This is a genomic window from Orientia tsutsugamushi (assembly GCF_900327275.1).
GTDB classification, from domain to species: domain Bacteria; phylum Pseudomonadota; class Alphaproteobacteria; order Rickettsiales; family Rickettsiaceae; genus Orientia; species Orientia tsutsugamushi.
The window spans coordinates 509,611-533,065 of sequence record NZ_LS398548.1 but is presented as its reverse complement, the minus strand read 5'-3'; the positions used below and the strand labels follow the sequence as shown (position 1 = coordinate 533,065).

General features: G+C 31.7%; 21 protein-coding genes and 4 pseudogenes. 18 read left to right on the top strand and 7 right to left on the bottom strand.

The window, feature by feature from the left end:
- Positions 1-709 precede the first annotated feature (709 nt).
- Positions 710-913 carry a transposase gene (locus tag DK405_RS02750; RefSeq protein WP_045918146.1) on the top strand — a complete coding sequence of 68 codons (204 nt, stop codon included), beginning with the start codon at positions 710-712 and terminating at the stop codon, positions 911-913.
- Positions 913-987, top strand: coding sequence for a transposase (locus DK405_RS15675; RefSeq protein WP_108883845.1), 75 nt, complete (start codon positions 913-915; stop codon positions 985-987). Before DK405_RS02750 ends, DK405_RS15675 begins: the two co-directional genes overlap by 1 nt.
- A gap of 457 nt (positions 988-1,444) precedes the next feature.
- On the opposite strand, the gene DK405_RS14940 is transcribed toward DK405_RS15675, so the two are convergent.
- Complete coding sequence (locus DK405_RS14940) at positions 1,445-1,573, bottom strand: hypothetical protein (RefSeq protein WP_269459335.1); 129 nt, start codon at positions 1,571-1,573, stop codon at positions 1,445-1,447.
- 321 nt (positions 1,574-1,894) lie between these two features.
- On the opposite strand from DK405_RS14940, the gene DK405_RS16060 reads away from it, so the two are divergent.
- Both DK405_RS16060 and DK405_RS16055 read left to right on the top strand, forming a co-directional pair.
- Positions 1,895-2,260, top strand: coding sequence for a MobA/MobL family protein (locus tag DK405_RS16060; RefSeq protein ID WP_458692827.1), 366 nt, complete (start codon positions 1,895-1,897; stop codon positions 2,258-2,260).
- An 18-nt stretch (positions 2,261-2,278) separates the two neighbouring features.
- Complete coding sequence (locus DK405_RS16055) at positions 2,279-2,422, top strand: hypothetical protein (RefSeq protein WP_458692995.1); 144 nt, start codon at positions 2,279-2,281, stop codon at positions 2,420-2,422.
- Positions 2,423-2,735: 313 nt separating this feature from the next.
- Here the strand turns inward: DK405_RS16055 and DK405_RS02730 are convergent.
- Together DK405_RS02730 and DK405_RS02725 are read right to left on the bottom strand one after the other, a co-directional pair.
- A pseudogene (locus tag DK405_RS02730) lies at positions 2,736-2,900 on the bottom strand (IS5/IS1182 family transposase); the annotation flags it as partial.
- Between the two features lie 33 nt (positions 2,901-2,933).
- A pseudogene (locus DK405_RS02725) lies at positions 2,934-3,810 on the bottom strand (IS982 family transposase).
- Positions 3,811-4,209: 399 nt separating this feature from the next.
- Here DK405_RS02725 and uvrA point away from each other — a divergent pair.
- Complete coding sequence (gene uvrA / locus DK405_RS02720) at positions 4,210-7,083, top strand: excinuclease ABC subunit UvrA (protein WP_045912932.1); 2,874 nt, start codon at positions 4,210-4,212, stop codon at positions 7,081-7,083.
- A 191-nt stretch (positions 7,084-7,274) separates the two neighbouring features.
- On the opposite strand, the pseudogene DK405_RS02715 reads toward uvrA, so the two are convergent.
- From DK405_RS02715 to DK405_RS02700, 4 genes and pseudogenes are all read right to left on the bottom strand, one after another.
- A pseudogene (locus DK405_RS02715) lies at positions 7,275-7,883 on the bottom strand (transposase family protein); the annotation flags it as partial.
- Between the two features lie 71 nt (positions 7,884-7,954).
- On the bottom strand, positions 7,955-8,116 hold the full coding sequence (locus DK405_RS12700; protein ID WP_231967603.1) for a toprim domain-containing protein: 162 nt from the start codon (positions 8,114-8,116) through the stop codon (positions 7,955-7,957).
- Positions 8,117-8,297: 181 nt separating this feature from the next.
- Positions 8,298-8,504: pseudogene (locus tag DK405_RS15670) on the bottom strand (IS982 family transposase); the annotation flags it as partial.
- Positions 8,505-8,704: 200 nt separating this feature from the next.
- Positions 8,705-10,873: a TrbL/VirB6 family protein gene (locus DK405_RS02700; RefSeq protein WP_045912810.1), complete on the bottom strand. Its 2,169-nt coding sequence runs from the start codon at positions 10,871-10,873 to the stop codon at positions 8,705-8,707.
- A gap of 1,209 nt (positions 10,874-12,082) precedes the next feature.
- On the opposite strand from DK405_RS02700, the gene DK405_RS02695 reads away from it, so the two are divergent.
- The 13 genes from DK405_RS02695 (at position 12,083) to traU (ending at position 23,441) form a co-directional block, all read left to right on the top strand.
- Positions 12,083-12,559 carry an RDD family protein gene (locus DK405_RS02695; protein ID WP_045912805.1) on the top strand — a complete coding sequence of 159 codons (477 nt, stop codon included), beginning with the start codon at positions 12,083-12,085 and terminating at the stop codon, positions 12,557-12,559.
- A 154-nt stretch (positions 12,560-12,713) separates the two neighbouring features.
- Positions 12,714-13,466, top strand: coding sequence for a cytochrome c oxidase subunit II (gene coxB / locus DK405_RS02690; RefSeq protein WP_045912806.1), 753 nt, complete (start codon positions 12,714-12,716; stop codon positions 13,464-13,466).
- Positions 13,467-13,917: 451 nt separating this feature from the next.
- A complete protein-coding gene (locus DK405_RS02680; RefSeq protein ID WP_064613282.1) occupies positions 13,918-15,138 on the top strand; it encodes a tyrosine-type recombinase/integrase in 1,221 nt (406 codons plus the stop codon).
- Positions 15,139-15,269: 131 nt separating this feature from the next.
- Positions 15,270-15,605 carry a hypothetical protein gene (locus tag DK405_RS02675; RefSeq protein ID WP_041621693.1) on the top strand — a complete coding sequence of 112 codons (336 nt, stop codon included), beginning with the start codon at positions 15,270-15,272 and terminating at the stop codon, positions 15,603-15,605.
- Positions 15,605-16,156: a TraE/TraK family type IV conjugative transfer system protein gene (locus tag DK405_RS02670; protein ID WP_045912835.1), complete on the top strand. Its 552-nt coding sequence runs from the start codon at positions 15,605-15,607 to the stop codon at positions 16,154-16,156. Before DK405_RS02675 ends, DK405_RS02670 begins: the two co-directional genes overlap by 1 nt.
- Positions 16,153-16,641, top strand: coding sequence for a hypothetical protein (locus tag DK405_RS02665; RefSeq protein ID WP_064613303.1), 489 nt, complete (start codon positions 16,153-16,155; stop codon positions 16,639-16,641). Before DK405_RS02670 ends, DK405_RS02665 begins: the two co-directional genes overlap by 4 nt.
- Before the next feature lie 406 nt (positions 16,642-17,047).
- Entirely contained in the window at positions 17,048-17,383 is a 336-nt protein-coding gene (locus DK405_RS02660) for a hypothetical protein (protein WP_081420583.1), read from the top strand.
- Between the two features lie 38 nt (positions 17,384-17,421).
- The gene (locus DK405_RS02655) at positions 17,422-18,741 is read left to right on the top strand and encodes a TraB/VirB10 family protein (RefSeq protein ID WP_109510580.1); all 1,320 of its coding nucleotides are present in this window, start codon (positions 17,422-17,424) and stop codon (positions 18,739-18,741) included.
- Positions 18,741-19,070, top strand: coding sequence for a hypothetical protein (locus DK405_RS02650; protein WP_064612735.1), 330 nt, complete (start codon positions 18,741-18,743; stop codon positions 19,068-19,070). Before DK405_RS02655 ends, DK405_RS02650 begins: the two co-directional genes overlap by 1 nt.
- Positions 19,051-21,543 (top strand): TraC family protein, encoded by a 2,493-nt coding sequence (locus DK405_RS02645; protein ID WP_109510579.1) that lies wholly within the window; start codon positions 19,051-19,053, stop codon positions 21,541-21,543. Before DK405_RS02650 ends, DK405_RS02645 begins: the two co-directional genes overlap by 20 nt.
- A complete protein-coding gene (traW, locus tag DK405_RS02640; protein ID WP_109510578.1) occupies positions 21,540-22,199 on the top strand; it encodes a type-F conjugative transfer system protein TraW in 660 nt (219 codons plus the stop codon). The genes DK405_RS02645 and traW overlap by 4 nt, the downstream gene beginning before the upstream one ends.
- Before the next feature lie 90 nt (positions 22,200-22,289).
- Positions 22,290-22,463 (top strand): hypothetical protein, encoded by a 174-nt coding sequence (locus DK405_RS12985; RefSeq protein ID WP_174190469.1) that lies wholly within the window; start codon positions 22,290-22,292, stop codon positions 22,461-22,463.
- Complete coding sequence (gene traU / locus DK405_RS02635; RefSeq protein ID WP_174197559.1) at positions 22,464-23,441, top strand: conjugal transfer pilus assembly protein TraU; 978 nt, start codon at positions 22,464-22,466, stop codon at positions 23,439-23,441.
- The last annotated feature ends 14 nt before the right edge of the window (positions 23,442-23,455 follow it).

Below are 23,455 nucleotides of genomic sequence, written 5' to 3'. Positions count from 1 at the left end.
TAGACCTATATTAATTTCTTTTTCTAACCACTGCTATTTTCTATAGCCGTCAATTAGTATGATCAAATCATCAGCACATCTAACATACTCTATGTGGTTATAGCCATCTCTTAGCTTACTCACGATCTTTGCTCTTTCTAGCATTCTCTACTTCATTAAGATAAATATTGCTTCAAAAATATGCTATAGTCATTTAGAATGTAGCTTGAGCATAGCATTCTGAAAAGAAAATCTAAAATCATATAGCCAAGACTTTCGAGAGAAAGTAATGAAATGTGTTAATTAAGGAAAAAATTGTAATGCTGACTCAGTAAAATTTGATATAGCGGCAAACACAGTAAGAAATTGGTAAAGATATAAATCAGAAAGTCATTATAAAGAAAGATCTTATCTTGTAAAAAAGAAAAAATATATAAGATAGAATTTGAAAAATACATTTTGCTAAATCCAAATCTAACTCTGGTACAAGTAGGAAAACATTTTGGAATTTCAATAATGGTAGTGAGTTATTACATGATAAAACTTAGCTATAGTTATAAAAAAACGTTTACCCACATGGAAGTAAAACTAGAAGTAAGAGAAAAATATCAACAAGTAATAAGTCGATACTCAAAGAAAACTTGGTACACATAGATGAAAGTTGTATTGAAATCTATATGCAAGGATAGATTGTGAAGTAAAAAAGGAACTCATATAACCAGCAAAAAGCGTGGTAAATATTTACGAGCGTACAAATATTATAGCTGGTTATGTTAATAATAAATCAATCGTACCTATGATATTTAATGGGGCCTATAATGCAAGATTATTTGAAACTTGGGTACAGCAGGTATTAATTAATGAGTTAAAGCCTGCTCAGTTTGTAGTAATGGACAATGCTGCGTTTCATAAATCTAAAAAACTAAAGAGTTAATAGAATCTGTTGGTTATAAAGTTATTTTTCTTCCACCTTATTCTCCAGATTTAAATCCGATAGAAAAGTTTTAGGCTAATATAAAGCGGTGGATTAGACATCAAATTACTCAATTTGCTAAATCTTATGATGCTATTATCTCTTTTTTTCTATGCGTAAACTTCATTGTAAACGACTATAAATACGTCTACGAAGATTATTAACCTTTTGTATAATTGCTTTCCAATCTATTGAACGGCAATAGATTTTCTTGAAATTATCTTTTTAGTCTCAATTGTTGCATTTGCGTTTAGCATTCACTTTTCTAATTAATTCATAGTCTTGTTTACCTATTTAGGGTAAAAATCACAAGTCTTAAGTTAGCATCATTTCTGATTAGTATATAAATGCCTATACACTCAGTTATTAATTCCTGTAGTCTTTCGACTTAGTATCATTTGCTTTCTAAGGCCTCTCTTACCTACTATCAGTTGCCTAATAATAGGCTTACCATGTTTCACTCACAGAGATACGTTAAGTTGGCTATCTTCTTTATACATAGGAGGAGCTGGCATTTTTAAAGAAAGCTGCGTATTCCTTCTTACAGCTAAGCTTTTTAGCTTTATTCCTATAACAGAATTTATCTGTAGTATCTGCTTCTGCATTGACGATATTTTTCATATGAAGATTCACTTTCGTTTAACCAATTTTAACTTTACTTTTCCCCTATTTCCCATCCAGATTAGTACTTTAGTTAGGCTTTCTATCGTGCTTAGTACAAGATCGTTACCAATCTCGCACCGCAATAGCTGGTAACTAAGGTTTAAATGCAACCTTGCTATATCTCTGTAGTCTCTGTTTGAGCGACCTCATGTCACACTACGCAATACGCAATCTATAAAGATTGCCGCTAAAAAATGAGTACTCATTAACCGATTGAATGTTAAAAAAAAGAAGTTTGTGCTAGCAAAATCAAAAAAACTATGCTAACTTAAAACTCAGGTGAGAATTGGTGTTGAGATGGCAATACAGTTTGCAAGAATTGAATTTTTAAGTAGAAGTAAAGGAGGTAATAGTTGTTGTAAGGCAGCGTATAATGCAAGAACTATTGTCACAAATGAGCAGACAAATATAAGGTATAACTTCTCTCATAAGAAAGATAACGTATATCATACAGTGCTGATACCTGCTTATGTAAATCAAAAATTCAAGAATATTCAAACATTAATGAATGAGGTGGAACAAACCGAAAAACTAAGAACCAGCCAGTTGCTAAAGGATATAGTAATAGCACTACCAGACGATAAGGAGTTGAATTTAGAAGATAGAATAAAGATTACACATGAAATAGTTGATGCAATGGAATAGGTGAAAAATTGTCTTGGAGTGCAGATAGATATTCATAAGCCTCATAGAGGAGATAAAAACTTGCATGCACATATATTGGTTACTACAAGAAGATTTAAAGAGAATGGTGAAGAATTGGGAGGTAAAGCTATTGACTTAGAGCCTATAAATTCAGAACAGTGAAAGGTCAGCCGTATATTATTCGAGAAGTTGAAATGATTCATGAAAAAGTAAAAGAAATAATTAATGCATTTTTCGCTAAATTAGGCTTATCAAATAGAGTTGACGATATAAGCACAGTGCCGCAAAAGCATATTAGTCCTACTAGAATTAAGAGTTTAATTAATGAAGTAGCAAATGAAAATGAGTTACGTAAAGAGGCTAATTTAAAAATTATTAAGGATGCTGATGTAATAACAGATTCTATAAACACATTACAAAGCTATTTTTCTAAGCATTGTGTTGAAAAAGCCGTAAAAGATATACCAGATCCAAACTGTTCATCCAAATTGAGCTTATTTTTACGCACACATTTTGATTTCTTAAGACCATCAGCTTTCCTCAAAATAATCTATACCATCTTTGAGAATGTTCCCTTCCTTACTCTTGTTAATCGACGAAATTTTTCATCCTCTAACTCTTTAATCTGATCGAATTTCATTATTACTTCAAATCACATATTTATAACGCTAATTTAGGATAAGTGATTAGAAGAGAAAGAAGAAGAGATAAGATAGGGATTAAGTTTGGAGATGGAATAACTAGCAAGAGAAGCAAATTATATGAACAAAGAAGTTAATATGAGAGCGATGTCGAGTATGCTCTAAATGCATGTGTTTTTTTAGTACATTAAAGACAGACTCAATTAAGGAACGTTTATTTAATAAAAGCTTATCATCTATGTCCAATAAATATGTTTTCATATCTTTACGAAGATTAGTAAATAAACGTAGACCATTGGAGAAGAGTTGATGAAATAACTCTTTAGATATGTAAGCTTTATCACCAAACAATTTACCAGATAAGCCTTTAGAAATAACTGAAGCTACAGATAGATCGCTTTTATTGCCTTTAGTAATTTTAACTGACATTATTTCACCTTTATTATTAATTATGAGATGCAGCTTAAAACCTAAGAACCAGCCATAGCTACTCTTACCAATTTTAGAAAATCTGTTAAAAACTCTATTGCTGGAAATACGTTTGTTATGACAAATTGCTAACTTTGTAGAATCGATGTAATATATACCAGTCTCTTCTCCTTTCAGATAATGCATTAATACGGCTAATGGTAGCAACATTCTAGGTAATAGTTGTATTATCGTACTATAGCTTGGTAAACAAAAGTATTCTTTATACTTATAACGCAAGTAATATAGATAATAATTTTTAAAATCCTTGCATGGAGATAAATAAAAATATATCGTTATTGTTAATAACTCAGCTAAGGACAACTTTCCATCTCTGTTCCTTTGATTACTACTTGGTATTAATCTCTTTCTTTCCCAGTCTTGATATATCTTGCAAAAATTATCTATTAAATAGTATACTGTTATAATACATTTTTTCATGTTGGGTTATTCCTTGTTTATTTAAATTTTTTTTATAACTCAACATTCTCTCTTTGTATACCTTTTATTCTCTACATTTCATATTTCCACTTATCCTAATCTGGCGTTTAATGTAATCTATTATATCTACCAACTTATTCTTCAGACTTATCTCCAATTCAGCATTACTTGTTTAAAGTTAATAATAACATAAGCTGTGTAACTTAACTGCCTTTCCAAATTAAGGCTATCATATTATAGTTTAAACATGGTATTATACTTAACCTAGCTTTTAAAAGCTATTTTTTGTTACCATATAATTATAATTGACTATTTAGTCAATTATAATTATGATTGCGACTATAGTTAAATAATATATGTTATTTGCTACTGAGTTATTGCGAAACATTAAAAATATGCATGGCTGATTGTATTAAAATACGGGGCGCAAGAGAGCATAACCTAAAAAATATTGATATAGATATCCCTAAACATAAATTAGTAGTTATTACTGGATTAAGTGGTTCTGGAAAATCATCTTTAGCATATGACACTATATATGCTGAGTCTATAAGAAGTTATTTAGCAGGTTGGCCAGTGCGTAATATGCAGTTCTTTTCTTTGCAAAACAAATCAGATGTTGAATCTATTTCTGGTCTTTCTCCAGCTATTGCTATAGATCAAAAAACAATTTCTCGTAATCCTAGATCTACAGTCGGGACCATGACTGAAATATATGACTATTTACGCTTACTATTTGCTAGAATAGGGATACCATATTCACCAGCTACTAATTCTCCAATTCAAGGACAAACTATTTCCGAGATGGTAGATATTATATGTGCTTTGCCTCATGGAACTAAAATTGATATTCTTGTCCCAATTACTCAAGTTCATAAAGATAAATTCAATAAAGAGATATCTAGATTTAAAAAACATGGTTTTTCAAAGATAATAATTGATAACCATGAATATGAAATAGATAATTTGCCAATACTAAACAAGTACGAAAAGCATAATATTTCAGTTATCGTTGATCAGTTAGTTATTGATAACACGTTACGTAGCAAAATAACCTCTAGTTTAGAATCAGCATTGCAGTTATCAGATGGAATAATTTATGCTAAAAAAGTTACTTCCACTTCTATGCAGAACAATAATGTTCAGTTCACTTTTCAGAACCAAGATGTTATAGTTTTATCAGAAAAGTACTCATGTCCAGTTTCAGGATTTCAGTTGCCAAAAATTGAGCCTCGTATGTTCTCATTTAATAGTCCATTTGGTGCTTGTAATACATGCAAAGGATTGGGCAAGGAGATGTTTTTTTCCACTGCACTAATTGTTCCTGATACCTCACTATCAATTGCTCAAGGCGCAATTTTGCCATGGGCTAATAATGATTCTTCTTTTATTAAAGATACTTTTAATGCTTTAGCCCAGCATTATAACTTTAGTCTTGATGATCCTATTGAAAGTTTAAGTGATAAAGTTAAAAATGTTTTATTTTATGGATCAGGAGATGAAGAAATAAAGTTTACTTATAATAGTGAAGCTAAGTCTAAGGTGGTTATTCAGCCATTTGGTGGAATAATTCCTAGCCTAGAGGAAAAATATTGTCAAGCTGCTACTCAGTGGATAAAAGATGAGTTGTTACGTTATCAGGTTGAAGGAGATTGTAGAGCATGCGGTGGAGACAGACTTACTCAAGAATCATTGTGTGTTAAAATTGCTAATCTAAATATTAGCGAAGTTGCAAAGATGAGAGTATCTGAAGCTTATGATTGGTTTACTAACCTTGAGCATAGTTTAACAGAAACACATAAAATTATTGCGAAGCTGGTTATAAAAGAAATTAAGGATAGGATATCTTTTTTAAAGAATGTAGGTTTAGAGTATTTAACAATTGATAGATCATCTACTACTCTGTCTGGTGGAGAAAGTCAACGTATTAGATTAGCATCACAAATAGGGTCAGGTTTGAGTGGAATAATGTATATTTTAGATGAACCATCTATAGGGTTGCATCAAAGGGATAATAAGAAGTTACTTTCTACTCTAAGAAATTTACAAAGTTTAGGAAATAGTCTTATTGTTGTTGAACATGATAAAGAAACAATACTAGAAGCTGATCATATTATAGATGTCGGACCTGGAGCTGGTACAGAAGGCGGAAAAATAGTTGCTCAAGGTGGAGTAAATGATATTATCAATGTTCCTGACAGTATTACTGGCCAATATTTAAGCGGTAAAAAATTTGTTTCTATTCGAAGTAACGTAAGAACAGGTGACAATAATAGATTTATTGAGCTTAAGGGAGCTAGATCTCATAATCTAAAAAATGTTGATGTAAAAATACCGCTTGGTACCTTGACAGCAGTAACTGGAGTTTCTGGTAGCGGAAAATCAACACTCATTATTCATACTCTATATAAAGCAATTTTAAAAAAACTTGAACCTAATACTAAAACATTTGTTGGAAAGTATACTGATATTATAGGCTTAGATAATATAGATAAAGTAATCAATATTGATCAATCTCCTATTGGCAGGACTCCAAGATCTAATCCTGCTACTTACTCTGAAGTATTTAACTATATTCGTGATTGGTTTAGTGAGCTGCATGAAGCTAAAGCCCGAGGGTACAAACGTAGCAGATTTTCATTTAATGTTAATGGTGGCCGTTGTGAAGCTTGCGAAGGATGTGGGTTAACTAGAATAGAAATGCACTTTTTACCAGATATCTTTATAAACTGCGATGTGTGTGATGGAAACCGTTATAATAAAGAAACTTTAGAAGTTAAATACAATGGAAAGTCTATATCTGACGTACTAAATATGACAGTTGATAATGCTATAACGTTTTTTGATAAAGCTCCTCACATTCGTGATAAATTAAAAACATTAAACGAAGTAGGTTTAGGATATATTAAAATTGGGCAGTCAGCTACAACACTTTCAGGAGGAGAAGCTCAACGTATAAAACTTGCAAAAGAATTGTCAAAACGTTCCACTGGAAAAACATTATATATTTTAGATGAGCCAACTACAGGATTACATTTTGAAGATGTTAATAAGCTATTACAAATACTGCATAGGTTAGTTGATAATGGTAATACTGTATTAGTTATTGAGCATAACATGGATGTTATTAAAAGTGCCGATTATATAGTAGATGTTGGTGTAGGAGGTGGTGATCAAGGAGGAGAAATAGTTGCCTTTGGTACTCCACAGCAAGTATCTTTTAATGATCAAAGTATTACAGGAGTATATTTAAGAGAATACTTTAATAAGTAGAGTTATCAGCTTAAGTTAAAATTATAATAAAACTATTTCATAAGATTCGTACTTTTAACTATCTGCCTAATCCTGATAAACGTCAGTTTAGGATAAGAAAAAGCATGAAAGGTATAATAAAAAGGTATACAAGAGATAATGTATAATTATGATTATGTGAGATATTAAATATAGTTTTAATTAATATCCATATTATTGTGAATTTTTTGTATACCTTGATATCCTGTATCAGTAATCACTTTAACCTTAGGATTGATAAGAATTTTGGATTCCTTAAATAATCTAAAGTCATGTTTTTTACTGTTAGAAAAATCTGTACATATTACTTGGTGGGTTTTCTTGTCTACCACTATTTGAGTTTTTAGTGTATGCCTTTTCTTCTTTCCTGAATAATAGAATTTTTGTTTTTTTTAGGTCTTTCTATAGGACTCTCAGTAGCATCAATCAAGACTACTTCATAATTCATATCACTCTTCATTAAAGCTTTACTGCCTGGAAGAGCAAAGTTTGGGTGTTTAACTAGGGTGTCTTCTACCCATTTTACAGCTTTATATGCTGAACTTTCACTAATTCCATAGTTCTGACCTATATGGAAATAAGTACGGTATTCTCTAAGGTATTCTAAGACCATCAGCAACTGTTCCTCCAAATTAAGCTTATTTTTACGTCCACCTTTTGATTTCTTAAGACCATCAGCTTTCCTCAAAATATCTACCATCTTTGAAAATATTCCATTCCTTATTTCTTGTTAATCGACGAAATTTTTCATCCTCTAACTCTTTAATCTGATCGAATTTCATTATTACTTCAAATCACATATTTATAACATCATTCTACATAATTGTTCAGTTTCGAAAGAAGTCTAGTATTATTAGTTGGAGATTTTTTTTCTATCATTATCTGCTGCAATGATGATTTTTTTACCTTGAAATAGTGAATGATTTTTTAAATTCGTAATTCCTGCACTAGCAATGATATTGCCTTTAATGCCTGCTTGCTGTAAGCTCAATGCTGTTTCAACGTCTAGTGGCATCTGCATTTCGTTTTGCGATTGTTATGAACAATCCACTGATTTTACCTAATGACCTTCTGTTAATTGAAATATCTGCCTTATATCCTGTTTCTGAATTTAGATATACAGCCTGTACTCCTGTAATTTCTCTTTTTGAATTTTTTGTAACAGTTGTATTATTCTACGTAAACCAAAAGTATCATTTATACTTATAACGCACGTAATATAGATAATAATTTTTAAAATCCTTGCATAAAGATAAATAAAAATATATCACTATTGATAATAACTCAGCTAGGGATAAGTTTCTATCTCTGTTTCTTGGATTATTACTTGGTATTAATCTCTTTCTTTCCAGCTCTTGATATATCTTCCAAAAATTATCTATTAAATAGTATACTGTTATAATACATTATTCTATATTGATCATACTTGCCATAGGTCTGTTTTATATATTTTCACACTAAATATCCTCTCTGCATTGCTTGCTTATGTTTTTAAACATAAGCAAATTTCTGTTTCACTTTTTTTAAGTTTAAATTATCTTTTCATTTCTTTACCTCACCTTTGATCTACTAATTAGATCGCACTTTGGTTAAAATAACAAAATTATTTTTTAGTGCCTGTATTAATTCCAGATCTACTATTAGAATTAGAATGTGAGTTACTATTTTTGGTACGTTGTTGGCCAATTTTACTAAATGCAGCTGGTATGAATGTTGTTGGTGATGGCGGAGTCACTGTTGATACTATTGCTGTAGTTGATTTTTCGCTAGCTGATGATCTATCTCCTCCGCTGCTAATATAATTTGCAAGAGCTATTGCATTATCATTAAACATGCTAAGTAAAAATACACAGGCTGCAAGTAATAATAAGCTATCCCACTGCACAAAGTTACCAGCAAAAAAGTTTCTTATTCTAGATCTATCTTTATTGATATTAGGATCTAAAAACGGCAGTTCTACGTAACGGTTCGCTTTACATTCATATGCAGAACAGTGCTTTTCATTTGATGGATCTTTTGAAGTAATTAATTGCTTGCTATTACCAGATATTCCATCACTGCATTGCCATTGTTTTTGATCGCGATATACAATATGATCCTCAGGCACAGGTATATTAGCGCATTTTTGACTGAATAATAATGTTTTCTTAAGTACCTGAGCTGGAAACCACAAATTTAAGAGCGATTGTTTTTTAGAGCTATCACCGCTAATAATTTTTATTAATGTGTTAGCAATTGGAGGAAAAGGCACTTCACAAACTCTGAAACCAAGAGAAGCATATATTTCATGTCTGATAAACATTCCGACAAACGCAATGCCAGCAAATAATATCACTGGCTGAAGAGCATATATAGTTAGTTGCTTAATCCAATTTTCAAAAATTGGTTTAGTAAACTGAAATAAAACAAAACATAGGAAAACAGGACCTACAATTATTCCTATACCAACCAAAATTAAAGCATTAAGATATAGTACTGTTGCCTTAAAGCTAATTATGAAGATATAGTATAATAATATTAAGTAACAAATAATGTAAATAAACCCGCCCCAATCTACAAATAGTATTGAAAATAACTTTTTTAAAGTATGAGGAGCAATCATTAGCCCTAATATGCTTGATGATCCTGGTCCTATCGCTGTTGCTTCATTGATAGTCTTAATAATAAATTGAGGGCCATCTACAAAAATAAAGAATAGATAATCATAGAAAAATTTCCAAGCTGTATCAGAATTCAGCAAAACAGATATTACCAAAATTTTTACTGTTCTAAGTACTAACTCATGAGCAGTCATATTAATATTACCTATTAAGAAAGCTAGCCCACTAAATGCAATGAATAATATCAAAGTAAGATTAACAACTATCTTATAGCTTGGATTTTTGAGAATGTTTATAAAGAGGTTTTGAATTACTCCATTTTTATTTTGATTTTTTTTGTTACCAAATAGCATTTCTTTAACTATATTTATAAGAAATGTTTCTGGTGAATCTTTTTCATCTCCAACACCAGACTTAATAATGATCTTATATTGTCCATTATTGTCATCGTAAAATCTATCTAGGATTTTGAAATACAATCTTCCTCCAACATACTGTTCAGCTTCCTGATCTTGATATTTGTGAAAATATCCTCCAGTTTTGACTATATTTCCATCAGGTGTAGTATCCAAAAAACCTGAGTCTAACTCAGTAGAATTAAGAGAGCTAAGGTAGTTTTGGCCTACATGAAAATTAGTAGTTTTTTTTGGAATGCCATAAGATTGAGAATGAACATTAGCGTTTGGATCAACGCCAGGCTTTGCAATCAAAGCATAAAGGCCAATACCATGTTTGAATAAACATGGAGGATTAATAACTGGTACATCATCATTATCATCATATGAATCAGAAAAAGTTTTATTATTGCTAAACCTACATTCTGGAAATCTTTTTGTAATGCTAGCAAGGGTATGTTTATTTTTATTAGTTCCATACCATGCTGACCAAGCTGAGAGATGACTGATATCATTATCATATTCATGATAATTCCAATGTTTAACCATAACAACCAATGGCTTCCCATTAACTAAAAGTTTACTATCGACCCAAGGTGCAACTTGGTTATCTTTTTGTCCAGTAAGCTGCTTAGCATCATATCTTGATGATATAACAATTGTAGGAAATCCAAAATCATCAGCATCTATACATTCAGCTATACTATAACTAATTACAGAGCAGAATAGTATAATACTAACAATAAACTTTAAGAATAATGTATTTTGCTGATTCATTATGTTCAAATTGCGAGTATTAAATTCACTGAAATTATGTTGAATCATACAATAAAGTTTTATTTATTTCAAAAAGAACGTTGTTACTAAAATAATATTTGTTAATGTTGTGTAGTGAGTTCATGCAAAATGATGTGTGTATAGAATTAGGTTCTGCAGAATAATTAAAACGTCAGTTCAGGATAAGAAAAAGTATGAAAGGCATAATACAAAAGGTCTATAAGAGATATCATGTAATGTCTTTAAATATAGTTTCAATTAATAACAGTTTATTTATTAATCACATGTCTGTAAATACAAATTTAGGATAAGATACAATTAGAAATATGTAATATACAAGTGTTATAATGGTGAATGTTTAGGTTATTAAGTATAGGGATATTTGTAGAAATATGAGCAATAAATAAGCTGTTATTAATTAAAACTACAGATAATATAATTATACATTATCTCTTGTATACCTTTTATTCACTACCTTTCATATTTTCATTTATCCTAATCTGGCGTTTAAAAGAAAGTAGTAACCAAAATAATAGAAGCGATATAATGTTTAGCCAAATCAACGAAATAAATAGCACATTACAACAAATAAATATTGCCGTGATTTCTGCATAAAATGCATTGTTAGTTTTACCTTATAGTAAATTTCATATCTAATTCAATATAATTTACTATAGTGTTGCATTCCCTTATCTACATAAAGTCTGCAATCTTTTGAATGTAATTTTCATAGCTCTATTACATAGCATATAACATCTTTGCTTATGCTTTCTATACATCTCTGCAATCTACATAAGGCTTAATACTCTTGGTATGTTGAGTTCTTATATATCACTCTCATATACGTTTTGTTGTAGAGTGCAGTTTAATCACATTAGTTGCGCATTTCTAGTTTTGATTTTGCTAAAAAAACTGCAAATAAAAAAATAAAATTATATAACAGCTTACCAAATAAAGTTTCTGCTGTTTTAGATGATTATATGTGACAACAGCTCCGTTCTCTATCTTTACCCTATATCCATAGCCTAAGTTTTATCTTATTATTTGCAACATTTCACAAAATTGATATTCTGGTTTTTATACAACTTTGAGCTTCAAAAAGCAGTTTCGAAAGATATCTTATTGAACGAATTCAGGCTTACATTTTTTACACTTTATTAATATAATGCTATAGTTAAAATCATAATATAATATTAAATATATAGTAGCATGAAAAAGCAATATTCTTATGTTAAACTAATGCCACGGTTACTTGCCCTACAATTAGATACATGTATCATCGGAACAATTTCTCACCCATGTACACAATATGTATGTGATCATCTATTACGTTTAAATGACTTGTATCTACCTGATATCGCTACCCAAAATCTAGAACAACTGCAAGCATTCTTATTATCACCTAAGTATATTACTTATTGCCTTGAATGCATTTTAGTTTATATAGCAGTATTATTTATATATTTCGTTGGTCTTTGGATAAAATTTGATACTACCATAGGTAAGTTATTAATGGGAATTAAAATTATCGACAGCAATACTTTTACTAAGCCTACTAAATCTCAATATATAAAAAGGTTCTTTGGATATTCATTAGGAATATTTAGCTTGCTTATTATACCTTTTGATAAGCATCATAGAGGATTACATGATAAAATTGCTGGTACAACTATTATAAAAATATAAGGTAAATAATTTTACTTTAATTAATTTAAAAAATACTTTATTATGGTTGTATCAGCACTTCAGATAGCTGATAAAGGTTGAAATATTAATAAATAGAAGTTTTAGAATTGAGGTATATCTGTTACTACTATCACCCGCACGACTACTAGCGCTATTGTTAATACTAAGTTACAACACACCAATATACTCTAACGCTCCTAAAGCATGGCAGATGTATTTTCAGCCTCAAGTAACAGAAGCAATGTCCTCGGTACGGGGTCTCCATGATTTTGTTTTGATTATATTAGCTATGGTAGTACTAATTGTTCTAGGGCTACTTATCTATATATGTACAAAATTTAATTCAAAATCTCATCCAAAACCAATGCAGTTTTCTGCTAATTACAAACTAGAAGCAATATGGACATTAATTCCTGCATTATTGCTGGTTATTATTGCAGTACCATCATTTAAAATATTATACAATATAGAAACAATTCCACCAATAGAAATGAATATTAAAGTAGTAGGATATCAGTGGTACTGGCATTATCAATACCCAGATCATGATAATATAGGCTTTAATAGTAATATCCTTGATGATAGTGAGCTAAAACCAGGAGATTTAAGATTACTAGAAGTAGATAATAGATTAGTTATACCTGAAAATACTTGGGTTAGGTTTATTATCACAGCTGGTGATGCAATTCATAGTTTTGCAGTACCTGCTTTTGGTACTAAAGTTGATGCTGTACCAGGAAGAATCAATGAAACATGGATTAAAGTACAAAAAAAAGGAGTATATTATGGACAGTGCTCAGAGCTATGCGGAGTAAATCATGGTTTTATGCCAATTGCTATTGAAGTAGTTTCAAAGGAAGAATTTACTGATTGGATCAAAACAGCTAAACAAAAATTTGCAGAATAACTATGTTATGTAATATAACATATCCATAGGTAAAGCTGCAAAGGTAGATCAAGTATAAGGAAGAAAAAAAGTTAATTTTTATTAACTTCTACACTTTATAGAACCTACTATTAACTTATGTTGACTTTTATTAATATTTTTAATCAATCTTCAACTTTAACTATAAATATATTTGCAATATTTGTCAATATAACAAAAAAATTAAAGCAAAAGGTTGAAAGGAGGTTGAAAGAAAATTTAGGAAATTGTGGGCCAGTTTTCAATCTAGAGGTTAATCTAATGATCGAAAAATATATACAACCTGGGATTGATAAGTGATTTTCAAGTTATATGTATTATGAACAAATTAGTATAAAAAATTTGATATCAAAAAAAGCATAATTTATATCAAATGTTTAATACAACGTAATATATATTAATAATATCAACATTAATATTATGTGGGGTAATTATGCCTTTAATATCATCATCATCAAAGTTTACAAAGCGGTCATTAAATAACATTAAAATTCCTAAGGGAGAAAAATTATTAATTATCCACCATCCATATATAATAGGACTTAAACTGAAAATCTCATGTGTAGTCTGTGGAGGAAGAGTAAGAAAAACATGGGTTTTAGAACAAAAATTTAAAAACCAGAGTTTAAAAATAACGATAGGAGAATTTCCATATGTATCTATTAAAGAAGCTACAAAAAAAGCAATAGAATTAAAGACATTAATGGCGAAAGGAATAGATCCAAGAGAAGTAAAACGTAAACAACAGATAGAAGAAAATGAGAAACGTCTAAAAGCAAGACAAGATATTACATTCAAACAGCTGTGTGATAAGTGTGAAGAGTATAGCAAAATATATAATACAAGCTCGAAGGGGAGTACTGCAAGAATACATAATTATGGGAAACAGTTATTTTTAAAAAAGATAAACGAGGTTAAAAGGAATGATATTGAACAAATATTCAATGATATCAGCAAAGAGGAGAAATATGCTACAGCAAATCTATTTTTAGTAACCTTACGCACTATGTTTAATAAGGCAAAAAAATGGGGATTAATAGAAAACAATCCTACTCTAGGGATAGAGCTGCATAAACTGCAAGCAAGAGAAAGACGTCTAAGTTACGATGAAATTGGTAGATTTTTACAAGTATTATGTGGAGAAAAAAATACGTTGATAAGAGATTTTGCATTATTAGCGTTATATACTGGAGCTAGAAAAAGTAATGTGTTGGAGATGGAATGGGACAATATAGATTTTGTAAGAAAAATATGGCATATACCAAAAACTAAGAACGGAAAGGCGCAAAATATACCATTAACAAATGAGATGATAAAAATATTGCAAGCAAGGAAATTAACATCTACAAGTAAATGGGTGCTACCAAGTGATAATAGCAAAAGCGGACACTTAGAACAGCCATATGAAGCATGGAATAGGATTTGTAAAAAGGCTTGCATAAAAAATTTCAAGATACACGATCTAAGAAGGACGTTTGCAAGTTGTCTGTCAGATATAGGTGCAGGTCAGTATATAATTCGTGCAGCATTGAATCATATTAATTTTGAATCAACAAGTGATTATAGTATAGTTAGTACAGAGTTACTAAGAGAGTATATGTCTAAGGTTACACAAATGATTAGTGGATATATGCAAAGTTATAATATTTTATAATACTATCTGACTAAAACGTTGTGGTAAGAATAGTGCGACTTCATGTCGCACATGCATGTATGCAAACTAATTATTGCAGGTAAAATCTATGTTTGAAGATATTTAGCTAATTTAAACATTATAGTAGCAGAATGAGAAATCTCATGCTACAATTGCGGCTAAAGGTGATTATGCAAAATCAAAAATTATGTTGGGCATTATCGAGGCCGTTGAAGTATATGGGTTTGAGCATTGATGAATGGGGAGTAGTGCTAGCTGGAGTAGCTCCAGGAATTGTACTACTAAACAGCAGGCATGCTAAATTAGGCCTAGCATTTATGGTTGGAGGAATTGCTCTATGTTATTGCTTTAAGAAATTTAAGAAGGTATCGGAGAATTTTTTGCTAAAAAGTTTTTTAGTAGCTAAAGGTTTATTGCCAGCTCCATTAGGATATTCAAGATTGCTGGGCAAAAAAGTTGGCAAATAATGAATCATCTCTTTAAGCAAAATGCTATACAAGAGCTGGTTAAATATAATAAATGCTTACTTTCAGTAACTATATTGCTAGCTGCAGCTAATATAATTGCGATAATGGCTGCAATTACCAAAGAAGAAAAGTGGTTATTAATTCCAGCAATGGAGCCTGATCGTAAAATGATGGTTTCATCAAAAAATTACCATGAAACCTATTTAAAGGAATGGGCAATTTATGTGACGAAACTCTTATTTACTACTTCTCCAAATGAGGTAGAAAGACAAATAGCAGACATGAAAGTGGCATCTAGTAATACTGAATCTTTAAATAAATTTTTTCATGATCATTTGCAATTTGTTAAAGGCTCAAATGTATCTTCAGTCTTTTTTCCAAAAAAGATTGAAGTGATAAAGGATGGAGTATTAATTAGTGGAACGCTTCGTTATTGGTTTAGCGATAGTAAAGATATAGCTGTCGATAAGACTTACCTTTTGACTTACAAGCAAACTCCTAATTACCTTTTATTGTTGACTGGTGTTAAAGAGAATGGAATAAAAAAATGAGTATTAGATTTTTGAGATTTATCATATGGTTTATTGCTTTGGTAAACGTTAATAATATATATGCAGTAGAATATGAGTTAGAAGCTGACAATTTACTAAAGCTTGAGATTTCTGATAGTGGGCCAACAAGAATTAATCTTAAAGATGAAAAAATTAATGATATTTTTATGTATCCTCAAAATGCAGCTGAAGTTGTAGTTCATGAGTCTGGATTTTTGTTTATTGTTCCACGAGAAGAAGGAAACAAGGTTTATTTAACAGTAATAGGAGAATACAAAACAATTCAGGATTTAATGTTAACTTTTACTCCAAAAACTCCAAGCCCTATAATGCTTGTTAATGCTGCTACAAAAATAGAGGAAAAGGATAATTCAAAACAAAACAATAACAATTTGTTCAGTAATGACCTTAATACAAAAGAATTAACAGCGAAACCTTCTAAAAAACAAAGTAGAAATACTAAGAAAAAAATAAAACTGGCTTAAAGTGCTAGTTTTTACTTCAAAGACTTAAAGTTCTACAAAGATTATTAATTAAAACCGCTTCAAAGTAAAATTTCACTGGTATGGAATTAACTAGCATTAGGAGAATAATGCAAAATTTACTAATAAGCAATAACAATGTTCATATGCAATTTGTTAAAGGCTCAAATGTGTCTTCACCAATTTGTTCAGTAATGATGTTAATACAAAAGAATTAACAGCAAAACCTTCTAAAAAACAAAGTAGAAATACTAAGGAAAAATAAAACTGGCTTAAAATGCTAGTTTTTACTTCAAAGCCTTAAAGTTCTGGTAGGGTATCTGAAACTCTCTTCAAAGTAAAATTTCATTCAACGTGGAATTCACTAGCACTAGGAGAATAATGCAAAATTTACTAATAAGCAATAAAAATGTTCATATATCAAAAATCTCGACTAAATATGCTAAACCCTACATTTGGAATACAGTGGAATAATGTAGTTGTAGGGCTGTTAATTATTATAATTACTGCTTGTGTTTTTTCTTTTGAGCCAGCATTAGCTGATACTCTTGAAGGGCAGCTTAATAAAATAGACGGACTTTTTAGTGGAAAACTAAAAACAATAGGTATATCAAGTGCAACTATTCTATCATCGATTTGGGCTGTAGCAAGAGGCAATATAAAGCTTGCCGGAGTAATGGTAGCAATTGGTGTTATTTTAGGCTTTTACCTAGATTGGATTGCCGGTGGTATGAAAATTAATTGATAAGGTAGAAACATTAACATTCAAAAAGCGGAGGAATAGTGGAACAGGACAATTCAGACAATAATAATACAAAAGAAGAAGATTTAGAGCTAAATGATAAACCAAAGGCTGAATCTGTTAGGCCTAATAGCAAGTTATCAGAATTAACAAATATCATTCGTAGAAAGCCAGTAATTGCCTTAACTTTTATAAGCATCACAATAATGGTTGTTTCATATTTTTTATCTGAAAGTGGTAAAACGAAAGAATCTATAATTTTTATTGAAAATCGTGAGTCAAGAGAAGCGATTTCTGGAATAGAACAAGCTGTAGATTTGAGAGCAAAATGGACAGAAGAAATACTTAATGAAGTCAAAACATTAAAAGATAGATTTGAAAGTGTAATAGACAGCAGATATTTAGAAATTACAGCCCAAATTAATAATTTTAACCAAAAACTTGAGATATTGGAGAATCAGCCTAAGCAGAGTCTATATAATAATGATAGTGATGAATTTAGTTCTGATCTTAATCATCATATTTCAAATTCACCACATGATAACAAAACAGAGCAAGCTCCTGTACAATCATTTGTCAATCTTAGGAGAGCTGAATCTGAGCAAAAAAAAAATGTTGAGAACTATGTTACTAGCGGTAGTTCTGCTAGAGCTGTGCTACTTACTGGAGTCGTTGTAGGTACTGGAACAAACAGCTCTTCATCACCAGAACCAATTGTTCTGCAGTTGCTTGATACAGCAATTCTTTATAATAAATATAAAACTGATCAAATCAAAAATGCAATTTTAATTGGATCCTGTAACGGAGAGATGTCCTCAGAGAGAGCTAAATGTCGCATCGAAACTCTTTCAGTAGTCAATAACCAAGGAGATATTATCGAAAAAAAGGTGGAAGGCTGGTTGATAGGCGAAGACGGACGTTCTGGAATTAAAGGAATCGTGGTAGATAAATCGTCTAACATAGCAAGCATGGCTGCATTAAATGGAGTATTTAGCAGTATAGCTAAGTTTCTGCAATCTAAGGCTATTAAACCTGATATGCTACCAACTTTAAACCTAGTAGCTGGAGGCCAACAACAAGAGTTTCAGATTGGAGATGCGCTTCAGTCTGGAGCTTACGCTGGAGCTAGCAATGCTTTTGATAAGCTAGCTGATTTTGCTATAAAACGAGCTGATTCTATGAGCCCAGTCGTTCTTATTGCGTCAGGTAGAGTCATCGATGTTGTATTTAAAAAAGGTTTTGACTTATGTGAGCCCAAGAAGAAGCCACATAATTTAACTTATTCACAATCAACTAACAATGAAAAAGTTAATTTGCATAATAAATTCGATCAATCACAAAAGTTAGAGGAGCATTTATAATGAAGTTTTTATTATTGCTATTGGGCTGTATGAGCTTAACCAGCTTCTTTTACAGAAGTACTTTTGATTGTAAAATTCCTAAAGGGCTAAAATGTAAGTCTTTATATGAAATAAAGAATATGGTTGCTCAAGGCGCTTTTGATATTGATAATCTTGAGAAAGTTGAAACATCAAAAACTAAATCAAAAAGACGTTGTATTCTATGCTACAGGCAAGCTAAAGCAGTTCAAGGCCTAGATGTTGTTAACAAGTCGCCGAAAAAACCAAAAAAATATCTTATTAATTTATTTAAATCAAAACAGAGTCAAGGTGAACGCAAGCATACATAAGGATTTTGATCGAGAAAGATTTTCTAAACACTTTGTCTATGAATCATATGATGATGAGACTCAGCTATTCTTTAATCGTGGTTCAATAGGTTTTGTATTGCTTGCATGGCCATTAGTTGGAGCTAGTGTTTCTGCTCAAAATGAAATTGCTGAATTTCTGAAAAGCGATGAAAATTTACCTGCTGAAAGTAGCCTGCAAGTCTTGATGCTTGGTAGTAATAATATAGAGAATTTTTTAAGCAACTGGCAGTCATATCGTAAAGGAGAGATATTTATTGAGTTAGCAAATAAAAGAACAGAATTTTTACGTGATCAAGCTCAAAAAGTAGGTTCTATAAAGGATGTAGTATTGTTAATTTCAGTTACTATACCTAATTTAAATGCAAATATCGATGATATGATTCGCAGACGAGATGCTTTAAAAGATACGTTTAGGTCAATTGGATTAAGCACTGAAAATGTGAATGCGCAGCAATTATTAAAGTTCCTGAGAGTAATATTTGGCTGGCCTGAAGAAGAACATTCAAATATTAACCAGTATGAAATATTGTCTGAACAAATTTTAAGTGGAGATTTCTCGTTATTTGAGAATGATGATTGTATAAATGTAAATGATGATCAAATATTTATCAGCCTAGAAGCTCGCAAAAGACCTGCAGAATGGAAATTATCTGCCATGGATCTGTTTTTAGGCAATGAAATGCGTCGTGATGAATATATAAAATCAAATTTCCTGATTCATTTTGGTCTGCAAATTTTACCAAATCAAGCGATGGAAAGGACTGCAGCCATAACTAAAAGAGAAGCGCTAGAAAGAAATATTAATGCAGGAATGAGTAAATTTTTTCCTGATATACAACAAGAAGCTGCTGATTTAGCCGGTGTAGTGGCTGCTCTGCAGAGTGGTGATAGAGTAGTTAATATTCACTTCAACGTTATTATGTTTGATAAAACAAAAAAGGCTAAGCAATCTGCATCAGCCTTTTGTTCGATGTTAAGACGCAGTGGATGGTATTTTGTTCCATGTAAATATGATCATGTAGCTGTGTTACTAGCTGCCCTACCAATGCAATTAGTTGAACAAGGCCCAAAAGGTGTATTGGGTCAAAATAAAACATCAGGAGTTGGAGTAGCGCTTTCTAGCTTAGGTCGAGGCATAAAAACTGTTTCTGTAGAGAGCAAAGTATTATTGCCAATAATCGGTGAATGGAAAGGTGATTTAAGTTCTCCAGGCATGTTGCTAGCTGGAAGACGAGGACAAATAATGTATTGGTCTCCTTTTGGTGGAGCTTTATTACCTGCATTAAATAAGCATGGAGTAGCTCCAAATGAGAACTTTAACCTTTGTATAGCTGGAGTTCCAGGCTCTGGAAAATCTGTTTTTATGCAAGAATTAATGCTATCTGTTCTAGGAGTTGGTGGTAAAGTTTTTGTTCTTGATTATGGAAGATCATTTAAGCGTACATGCTTGATTCTAGGTGGTAGATACATAGAATTCGACATGAAAAATCCTGTATCAATTAATCCATTTTCAGAGGTGCCAGAGGATGACAGCGCAAAGTCTATAGAAGCTAGATCGGATTTTTTATCTAACTTTCCATCCATTTTAGCTACTATGGCTGCTCCACAGTATGGAACAAGCGATTTACAACAACCAATGCTACAGAGGGCTTTGATATCAGTCTGGCAAAAAAAGGGAGCTAAAGCTGAAATCACGGATATTGCAGACTGGTTATCAAATAGAGAAGAATCATATGCTAAAGAGCTTGGAAATATGCTCTTTCCTTTTACTAAAGATGGTCAACATGGAAGATTTTTTAGCGGTAAGGCGCAATTATCTCTAAACTCTGATATTGTGGTAATTGAAACTGATCATCTACGCTCTGTACCAGAGCTATTAGCTGTGATTGTACAGATTATGATTGTTCATATTAATCAAACAATGGTTAAGGGAGATAGAAGTAGACCATTTTTAATTATGATAGATGAAGCTTGGAAGCTATTAGCTGGAAAGCGTTCAGGAGAGTTTATTGAAGAAGCAGGTCGAATAGCTCGAAAATATAATGGATCGATTGCTTTAGCAACTCAGCAACTCACGGATTACTTTCGTCAAGAGGGTTCTGCGTCTGAAAAAGCATTTGAGAATTCATCACATAAGATAATCTTAAAGCAAAATTCTGAATCATTTAAGGCAATGCGAGCTAATCCTAAGCTTGCAGGCTTTGTTGATGAGGATTGGAAGCTAAATTTACTGCAATCTGTACATTCAAATCCTCCGTATTATAGTGAAATAGCTATTTACAGCCCTAATGTTTCAGGTGTTGTAGGCAGATTAATGATTGATCCATTTACTCTGCTGTTAACTTCGACGAATGCTAGAGATTATCAAGCAATAGAAGATCACATGGCTAAAGGTATGAATGTCAGTGAGGCAATTAATTATGTGATAAGAGAGCGGAAAATAATTCCATGAAGCAAGGAGTAGTAATTGGTATAGGCACACTCTTTGCTTTATTCGCTGTTGCTTATCAAGTAAGCGATATAAGGGCCAATTTATTAAATGCTGATATAGGTGTTGAGATTAAGGATTATGGAACTAGAGGGCATGTTTTTCCAATCATTGAGGAATCATTACTGGAGGTGATTATGGCTAAACTTAATGCTGCATCAAAAAGTGGTTTGTTGAATCAAATGCAGCTTGAATTTCAGGAAAAAGTTAGGCAAAAAATCATGAGACCAGTTCCAGTAAAAAATTTGAGTAAAGCTACTGAAAATAAAACGCGAATATATGATTCTACCTATGTTCAAAAGGATGACATTAAGACAAAAAATGGTATAATAATAGTAAAGGGAGGAACTAAAATAAATCCTTTGGAGATGATACATTGGGGTGAGCCACTAATATTAATTGATGGAGATGATGAAGATCAGGTTGCTTGGGCAAAATCAAGACCAGGAAAGATAGTGTTAGTTAATGGAAATCCTATTGAACTTAGCAATCTATTAGGCCGGCACGTATTCTTCGATCAATTGGGTTTTTTGAGTATGAAGTTTAAAATACAAGCTGTGCCAGCCATAATAGAGCAAGAAAACACTGTGCTTAAAATTAGCGAAGTAAGCACCTATTAAAAGCATATAACGCACGTTGGAAGTTACATAATATGCTGTAAGCAGTATAACTCAATATACTATTAGATTCAACTTAAAAGAAGGTTTTATATGAAAAGTTGGAAATTACAGCAATTAGAACAAGATCTAGTTAAAATAGTTAATAATACGCTACGAGGTGAAATACAAGAGATAGTAAATCCAGGTGGTGAAACTTTATATTTAATTCCAGGAAATAGATATCCAAAACTTCTTCGTAAAATTTCATCAATGCAAGCAAAGTGAGTGAAGGAACTGGTAATTTTGTTAGCGATAGTAATGTCTATAACAGCTAATAACTGTTATGCAGCTGCTGGGTGTGTTGGAAGATTTGTAAATCCTATAACAGATGTATGTTGGAAGTGCTTGTTTCCAATTACTATAGCTGGATTTAAGGTAGTAAGCAGTTCAATGCCTGATACTAATGCTTCTGGTAGACTTATATGTCTTTGTCCTAAGCCAGGGATTCCAGTGCCTATACCTGGTATTCCGGTAGGATTTTGGGAGCCAGTACGCCTTGTAGACGTTACAAAGTCACCAATGTGTATGGTAAGTCTTGGAGGTTTGTCATTTGGAACTGCTACTCAAAAAGGCATGAAAGATGAGGCTGAAGGAAGTGCTTTTTACCACATTCATTGGTATGTCTATCCCGTGATTTACTGGCTGGAAATTTTGCTTGATTTTATTTGTCTGGAAATGGCTGCAGTCGATATAGCATATTTAACAGAGTTTGATCCATTATGGAGTGACGATGCAAAATCTGCGATTTTAAATCCAGAAACGTTGTTGTTTCAAAATGTAGCTGCTTATCAAGCATGTATAGCTGATTGCATCAGTTGTAGCGCTGGTTTATTAGCAAGCGATTATGCTTTTTGGTGTGCTGGATGTCAAGGAATGCTTTACCCTTTCACTGGAACAGCTGCAGCGCATAATGGTGGAGTTGGAACATCTGTATTAATGGTAAGTAAGTTTATGGCTAAAATGCATAGGCAACTGATGTTATGGGGATATTATGGTTATAAAGGCCTATGTGGTAAGTATCCAATGCCTATTATCAAGAAAAGTCAGTATCGACTACAAATGACTTATCCAATTCCAGAAACAAAATCCTGCAAGAGCATAGGTCAAACAGAAGCTATATGGCAAGCTGGTAGAGAATTTCCAGTTAATGGTGAAGATTTTGGTTACTTGATTTGGCGAAAAAGAGATTGTTGTTTGCTTTGATTTATAAAGCTTGG

Excerpts from the sequence above, each read along its gene's own strand:
- DK405_RS14940 (WP_269459335.1), bottom strand. The coding sequence starts at position 1,573 with ATGAAAAATATCGTCAATGCAGAAGCAGATACTACAGATAAATTCTGT.
- uvrA (WP_045912932.1), top strand. The coding sequence starts at position 4,210 with ATGGCTGATTGTATTAAAATACGGGGCGCAAGAGAGCATAACCTAAAA.
- DK405_RS12700 (WP_231967603.1), bottom strand. The coding sequence starts at position 8,116 with ATGCCACTAGACGTTGAAACAGCATTGAGCTTACAGCAAGCAGGCATT.
- DK405_RS02700 (WP_045912810.1), bottom strand. The coding sequence starts at position 10,873 with ATGAATCAGCAAAATACATTATTCTTAAAGTTTATTGTTAGTATTATA.
- DK405_RS02695 (WP_045912805.1), top strand. The coding sequence starts at position 12,083 with ATGAAAAAGCAATATTCTTATGTTAAACTAATGCCACGGTTACTTGCC.
- DK405_RS02680 (WP_064613282.1), top strand. The coding sequence starts at position 13,918 with ATGCCTTTAATATCATCATCATCAAAGTTTACAAAGCGGTCATTAAAT.
- DK405_RS02675 (WP_041621693.1), top strand. The coding sequence starts at position 15,270 with ATGAGAAATCTCATGCTACAATTGCGGCTAAAGGTGATTATGCAAAAT.
- DK405_RS02670 (WP_045912835.1), top strand. The coding sequence starts at position 15,605 with ATGAATCATCTCTTTAAGCAAAATGCTATACAAGAGCTGGTTAAATAT.
- DK405_RS02665 (WP_064613303.1), top strand. The coding sequence starts at position 16,153 with ATGAGTATTAGATTTTTGAGATTTATCATATGGTTTATTGCTTTGGTA.
- DK405_RS02660 (WP_081420583.1), top strand. The coding sequence starts at position 17,048 with ATGTTCATATATCAAAAATCTCGACTAAATATGCTAAACCCTACATTT.
- DK405_RS02650 (WP_064612735.1), top strand. The coding sequence starts at position 18,741 with ATGAAGTTTTTATTATTGCTATTGGGCTGTATGAGCTTAACCAGCTTC.
- traW (WP_109510578.1), top strand. The coding sequence starts at position 21,540 with ATGAAGCAAGGAGTAGTAATTGGTATAGGCACACTCTTTGCTTTATTC.
- DK405_RS12985 (WP_174190469.1), top strand. The coding sequence starts at position 22,290 with ATGAAAAGTTGGAAATTACAGCAATTAGAACAAGATCTAGTTAAAATA.